This is a genomic window from Streptomyces hainanensis, from assembly GCF_004348415.1.
Classification (GTDB): domain Bacteria; phylum Actinomycetota; class Actinomycetes; order Streptomycetales; family Streptomycetaceae; genus Streptomyces; species Streptomyces hainanensis.
Window position 1 is genome coordinate 1 of record NZ_SMKI01000422.1, and the last position, 6821, is coordinate 6821.

Annotated in this window: 3 protein-coding genes; all 3 read left to right on the forward strand. The window is 77.0% G+C overall.

Going from position 1 to position 6821, the window contains the following annotated elements; all coding sequences use genetic code 11:
• The first annotated feature begins 249 nt into the window (after positions 1 to 249).
• Positions 250 to 600 carry an MGMT family protein gene (locus tag E1283_RS28910; protein WP_279571299.1) on the forward strand — a complete coding sequence of 117 codons (351 nt, stop codon included), beginning with the start codon at positions 250 to 252 and terminating at the stop codon, positions 598 to 600.
• Positions 601 to 701: 101 nt separating this feature from the next.
• Positions 702 to 3962, forward strand: coding sequence for an ATP-dependent helicase (locus E1283_RS28915; RefSeq protein WP_132821122.1), 3261 nt, complete (start codon positions 702 to 704; stop codon positions 3960 to 3962).
• Between the two features lie 72 nt (positions 3963 to 4034).
• The coding region (locus tag E1283_RS28920; RefSeq protein ID WP_425086250.1) for an ATP-dependent helicase at positions 4035 to 6821 on the forward strand (2787 nt) is incomplete at its 3' end.

Sequence of the window (6821 nt, forward strand, 5' to 3'; positions counted from 1 at the left end):
CCCCGCCGCCCGCCGCCGTCGCCCGCGGGCTGGCGATCAGCCCGGCCGGGCGCGACTCGCCCCCGCGCGGGTCAGCGCCCCGCGGGTAGCCGCTCGCGTTCTCTTCCTCGCCCCGTATCACTGGCCGCTTCCCTGAAGGTCCCCTCTGGCAGGAGCTGTCGACCAGCTCTCCCCCCTGCCCTTGGGACGATAGTGACACGAGAGACGCGCCGAGGGGCGCGGTCCGTGACATACGGCACCATGGGCGCCATGGCCGGCCAAGAAACCCACCAGCTTCCGGAGTACGCCGACCGGGTGCTCGCCGCGGTCGAGGGCATTCCCGCGGGGCGGGTACTCACCTACAAGGACGTCGCCGAGTGGATCGGCGAGGGCGGACCGCGCCAGGTCGGCCACGTGATGGCGGTCTACGGCGGCGCCGTGCCGTGGTGGCGCGTGGTCCGCGCCGACGGCCGACCGCTGCCCGGGCACGAGCGGCGCGCGCTCGAGCACTACCGCGTCGAGGGCACCCCGCTGCGACATCAGGCCGACGGCACGCCACGGCTCGACATGCGCACGGCCCGTTGGGACGGAGCGGGCGCCGACCCGCGCCCGCTCCCCTGAGGCGCCGGCCGGGGCCGGCGCACTCACCGGTACCACCGGTCGGGCTGCGCCCGGGGGCCCGACTGGCGTACCGTCTCCCCATCCGTCACCGAGAATCCGCGATGCACGTGAGCCACGTGAGCCTCTCCGTCCCGTCCACTGACCGCCCGCCGTCCGCTCCGGGAGCGTATCGACTGGTACGCACCCCGATCGCCGACGCGCGTGTCCCTGCTGTTGACGCCAGTCAGCGCGCCGTGGTTGAGCATTCCGGCGGACCGCTGCTGGTGCTGGCCGGCCCCGGCACGGGCAAGACGACCACGCTGGTCGAGTCCGTCGCCCGGCGCGTGGCCGGCGGCACCGATCCCGAGCGGGTCCTGGTGCTCACCTTCAGCCGGAAGGCCGCGGCCGAGCTGCGGGACCGGATGACGGCCCGTATGGGAGGTCGTTCCCCGCGGGCGACCACATTCCACTCGTTCGCGTACGCCTTCGTCCGCGCCCACCAGGACCGCGAGCTCTACGCCGAGCCGCCGCGCCTGCTCTCCGGCCCGGAACAGGACCTCTACCTGCGGGAACTCCTCGCCGGCCACCATGACCCGGAGCGCCGGGGGCGCGGGATCGACTGGCCGGACGAACTGCGCGCCTGCCTCACCACCCGCGGCTTCGCCGACGAGCTCCGCGCCGTCCTCGCGCGCTCCCGCGAGCTGGGGCTCGGCCCCGGCACGCTCGCCTCGTTCGCCCGCGAGACCGGCCGGGACGACTGGGCGGCCGCCGCCCACTTCCTCGCCGAGTACCTGGACGTCACCGAGGCCCAGGGCGTCCTCGACTACACCGAACTGGTGCGCGGCGCGGTCCGGCTCGCCGAGCGCCCCGAGGTGGCCGCGGCCGTCCGCGGCCGCTACGACGCGGTCTTCGTCGACGAGTACCAGGACACCGACCCGGCGCAGGTCGCGCTGCTCCGCGCGCTCGCCGGGGACGGGCGCGACCTGGTGGTGTTCGGCGACCCCGACCAGTCGATCTACGCCTTCCGCGGCGCCGACGTCAACGGCGTCCTCGGCTTCGCCGACGCCTTCCCCACCCGCGCCGGGGCCCCCGCGCCGGTCGCCGTGCTGGACACCAACCGCCGCAGCGGTGCCGCGCTGTTGGCCGCGACGCGGCTGCTCACCCAGCGGATGCCGCTGGCCAGGCTGCCCGCCGACGCCGTCCGCCGGCACCGCGCGCTGGCCGCCGACCGGTCGGGCGGCCGCGTCGAGGCGTTCACGTACCCGACGCCCGGCGCCGAACTCGACAACATCGCCGATCTGTTGCGCCGCGCCCACCTGGAGGACGGCGTGCCGTGGGGCGAGATGGCCGTGCTGGTGCGCGCCGGTTCCCGCTCCATCCCCGGCGTGCGCCGGGCGCTCACCTCGGCCGGCGTGCCCCTCCAGGTGGACGGTGACGACCTGCCGCTGCGCCAGGAGCCGGCCGTCGCGCCGCTGCTCACCGCGCTGCGCGCCGTCGCCGAGCCGGGGCCGGAGCCGACCGTGCTCGCCCCCGACACCGCGCTCGCGCTGCTCACCTCGCCGCTCGGCGGGATGGACGCCGCCGACCTGCGCCGGCTCGGGCGGGCGCTGCGCAACGAGGAGCGGGCCGCCGGCGTCGCCGTGCCGCCCGCCTCCGACGACCTGATAGCGCGGGCGCTGGCCGAGCCGGAACGGCTGGTCACCCACGAGCCGTCCTACGCCGGCGCGGCGCAGCGGCTCGGGCTGCTGCTGCGCAAGGCACGCGAGCTGCTGGCCGGCGGCGGCAGCGCCGAGGAGGCGCTGTGGCTGCTGTGGGACGGCACCTCCTGGCCGGCCAGGCTGGAGCGGTCGGCCCGGCGCGGCGGCGCGGGCGGGCGGAACGCGGACCGTGACCTGGACGCCATCTGCGCCCTGTTCGAGGCGGCGGCGCGGGCCGAGGAGCGGCTCGGCGGGCGGGGCGTCCGCAACTTCCTCGAAGAGCTCGACGCCCACGACATCGCGGCCGACACGCTCGCCGCGCGGGCCGTGCGGCCGGACGCGGTGCGGCTGATGACCGCCCACCGGGCCAAGGGGCTCGAATGGTCGCTGGTGGTCGTCGCGGGCGTCCAGGAGGGGCTCTGGCCCGACCTGCGGCGGCGCGGCTCGCTGTTGGAGGCGGACCGGATCGGCCGGGACGGGCTCGCCGACCCGCTGAGCCCGGGAGCGCTGCTGGCCGAGGAGCGGCGGCTCTTCTACGTGGCCGCCACCCGGGCCAGGGACCGGCTCGTGGTGACCGCGGTGCAGGGCGCGGACGAGGGCGACCAGCCGTCCCGCTTCCTGCGGGAACTCGGCGCCGAGCCGCGGGAGGTCGGCGGCCGGCCGCACCGGCCGCTGGCCCTCGCCGCCATGGTGGCCGAGCTGCGGGCCACCACCGTCGACCCGGCGGCCTCGCCGGCGCTGCGCCGGGCCGCCGCCCGGCGGCTCGCCGACCTGGCGGCGCTGCGGGACGACGAGGGACACCCGCTGGCGCCCGCCGCCCACCCGGAGCGTTGGTGGGGCCTGCGCGCCCCCACCAGGGCCGCCGCGCCGCTGCGCGACCCGGAGCGCCCCGTGGCGCTCTCCGGCAGCGCCCTCGACCAGCTGGTCAACACCTGCTCGTTGCAGTGGTTCCTGGGCCGCGAGGTGCACGCCGACGCGCCGGCCACCGCCGCCCAGGGCTTCGGGAACGTGCTGCACGTGCTCGCCGACGAGGTGGCGTCCGGCACCGCCCCGGCCGATCTCGCGGTGCTGATGGAGCGGTTGGAGACGGTCTGGGACGGTCTCGCCTTCGAGGCGCCCTGGCAGTCGCGCCGCGAGCAGGCGGAGGCACGGGCCGCGCTGGAGCGCTTCCTGCGCTGGCACGTGCTCCAGGGCCGGGACGGCCGGGAACCGGCCGCCAGCGAGCAGGAGTTCGAGGTCGTCCTGTCGGCCGGCGAACACCAGGTGCGGATCCGGGGCGTGTTGGACCGCGTCGAGCGGGACGCCGAGGGCCGGGTCTACGTCGTCGACTTCAAGACCGGCCGCTCCAAGCCGACCAGGGCCGAGGTCGAGCGGCACCCGCAGCTCGCCGTCTACCAGCTCGCGGTGCGGGACGGCGAGGCGGTCCCCGGCGAACTCGGCGGCGCCGAACTCGTCCACCTGCGGCAGGGCGCGCCCAAACGGGAGGGCGGCGACGCGCTGCCCACCGTGCAGCGGCAGGAGGCGCTCGACCCGACCAACGGCGAGTGGGTCGGCGAACTCCTGGCCACCGCCGCCGGAAAGGTCCTCGACGAGCGGTTCGCGCCGGCCGCCGGACAGCACTGCGGCTCCTGTGCCTTCCGGGGCGCGTGCAGCGCCAGGCCGGAGGGGCGGCAGGTGGTGGAGTAGCGGCGCCGGGCCCTGGCCGGGCGAGCCGCCCCGGCCGAGGTCGCGGCCCCGGGGGCCCGGCTCGGCCCGGGGATGTCGGTGGTCGGCGTTAGGGTTTCCCAGGTGCCCGCCCGACTCACCCGCCCCGAGGAGCTCAAGGAGCTGCTCGGCATCCCGTTCACCGCGGAGCAGTTGGCGTGCGTCACCGCGCCGCCGGCGCCGCAGGCGATCGTGGCCGGCGCCGGCTCCGGCAAGACGACGGTGATGGCGGCCCGGGTCGTGTGGCTGACCGGCACCGGGCAGGTGGCGCCCGAGCGGGTGCTCGGCCTCACCTTCACCAACAAGGCGGCCGGCGAGCTGGCCGAGCGGGTCCGCAAGGCGTTGGCCAGGGCGGGCATCACCGACACGGCGGACCAGGACCCGTCGGGCGAGCCGGCCGGCGAGCCGCGGATCTCCACCTACCACGCGTTCGCCGGCCAGTTGCTGCGCGACCACGGGCTGCGGCTCGGCATCGAGCCGGCCGCCAGGCTGCTCGCCGACGCCGGCCGCTTCCAGCTGGCGGCCGAGGTGCTGCGCTCGGCACCCCCCGACTTCGAGCCGCCGAGCGCGTCGTTCACCACCCTCGTCACCGACCTCGTCGCCCTCGACGGCGAGTTGTCCGAGCACCTGGTCACCCCGGAGCGGCTGCGCGCCTTCGACGCCGAGCTGCTCGCCGAGCTCGGCCGCGCCGAGCTCACCAACGCCGACCTCCGCCAGGTGCCACAGGCCGCGCTCGGCCGCGGCCAGCTCCTCGGCGTCGTCGAGGAGTACCGGGCCCGCAAGCGCGCCCGCGACCTGCTGGACTTCGGCGACCAGATCGCGCTCGCCGCCACCCTGGCCGGCGAGGTGCCCGAGGTGGGGCGGCTGCTGCGCGAGGAGTACGCCGTGGTGCTGCTCGACGAGTACCAGGACACGTCCGTCGCCCAACGCGTCATGCTCGCCGGCCTGTTCGGCGGCGGCACCGGCCACGCCGTCACCGCCGTCGGCGACCCCTGCCAGGCCATCTACGGCTGGCGCGGCGCCTCCGTCGCCAACCTCGACGACTTCCCCGACCACTTCCCGCGGCGCGACGGCGGCCCGGCCGACAGGTACAGCCTCAGCGAGAACCGGCGCAGCGGCGGCCGGCTGCTCACCCTGGCCAACGACCTGTCGGCGCCGCTGCGCGAGCGGCACCCGGCCGTCGTGCCGCTCCGCCCGGCCGACGGCGCCGAACAGGCCGGCCTGGTGCGCTGCGCCCTGCACACCACCCACGCCGAGGAGCTGACCTGGCTGGCCGACGCCGTCGCGCACCGGGTCGCCACCGGCACCCCGCCGGGCGAGATCGCCGTGCTGTGCCGCACCGCCGCCGAGTTCGCCGACATCCAGCGGGTGCTGGTCGAGCGCGACGTGCCGGTCGAGGTGGTGGGCCTGGCCGGGCTGCTGCACCTGCCGGAGGTCGCGGACCTGGTGTCCGTCTGCCAGGTGATGGCCGACCCGACGGCCAACGCCGCCCTGGTGCGGCTGCTCACCGGGCCGCGCTGGCGGATCGGGCCGCGCGACCTGGCGCTGCTCGGCCGGCGCGCCCGGCTGCTGGTGCGCCAGGTCGACGGTGGCGAGGGGGAGCCGCTCGCGGCGGCCGTCGAGGGCACCGACCCGGCCGAGATCACCTCGCTCGCCGACGCGTTGGACACCTTCGTGGACGGCGGCGGGCCGGGCCCCGGCGAGGACGACGGGCTGCCGTTCTCCACCGAGGCCCGGCTCCGCTTCGCCCATCTGGCCGCCGAGATCCGGGAGTTGCGGCGCGCGCTCGGCGACCCGCTGATGGACGTGCTGCACCGGGTGCTGGCCGTCACCGGCCTCGAGGTGGAGCTGTCGGCCTCCCCGCAGGCCCTGGCCGCCCGCCGCCGGGAGACGCTGAGCGCCTTCCTCGACCTGGCCGCCGGCTTCGCCGCGGGGCGGGCCGGCACCGCCGTCGACGGCGAGGCCACGCTCCCCGCGTTCCTCGGTTTCCTGCGCGCCGCAGCCCAGTACGACAAGGGGCTCGACGGCTCGCTGCCCGGCGGCGAGAACACCGTGAAGGTGCTCACCGCGCACAAGGCCAAGGGCCTGGAATGGGACGTGGTCGTGGTGCCCGGGCTGTGCGCCGGCGTCTTCCCGGCCAGGTCGTCGCGGGACTCCTGGCTCCGGCAGGCCAGGACACTGCCGCACCCGCTGCGCGGCGACGCGGCGACGCTGCCCGCCGTCGAGGACTGGACGTCGGCGGCCCACAAGGAGTACCTGGCGGCCGTCGCCGAGCAGCTGCGGCTGGAGGAGCTGCGGCTCGGCTACGTCACCTTCACCCGGCCCCGCGCCCTGCTCCTCGGCTCCGGACACTGGTGGGGGCCGAGCCAGAAGAGGCGGCGCGGCCCCTCGGACTTCCTCACCGCGCTGCGCGCCCACTGCGAGTCGGGACCCGACCACGGCGAGGTCGAGGTCTGGGCCGACGAACCCCCGGAGGAGGCCGAGAACCCGGCGCTGGCCGCGCCCGAGCGCGACCGGGCCTGGCCGCTGCCGCTCGACCCGGTGGCCCTGACCCGCCGCCGGGAGGCGGCCAACGCGGTGCTGGCCAGGCTCGCCGGCGCGGCCCCGGAACCCGAGGCCGAGGCGGCGGCGGAGGAGGCCGAGCTCACTCCGGAGGAGCAACGGGCCGTGGCTTCCTGGGACCGCGACCTGGCCGCGCTCGGCGGCGAGCTGCGGCAGGCCAGGTCGGCGGTGCGCGAGGTGCCGCTGCCGCTGTCGCTCTCCGCCTCCCAGGTGCAGCGGCTGGCCGCCGACCCGGACGGCTTCGCCCGCGAGCTGGCCAGGCCGATGCCCCGCCCGCCC

Excerpts from the sequence above, each read along its gene's own strand:
- E1283_RS28915 (WP_132821122.1), top strand. The coding sequence starts at position 702 with ATGCACGTGAGCCACGTGAGCCTCTCCGTCCCGTCCACTGACCGCCCG.
- E1283_RS28910 (WP_279571299.1), top strand. The coding sequence starts at position 250 with ATGGCCGGCCAAGAAACCCACCAGCTTCCGGAGTACGCCGACCGGGTG.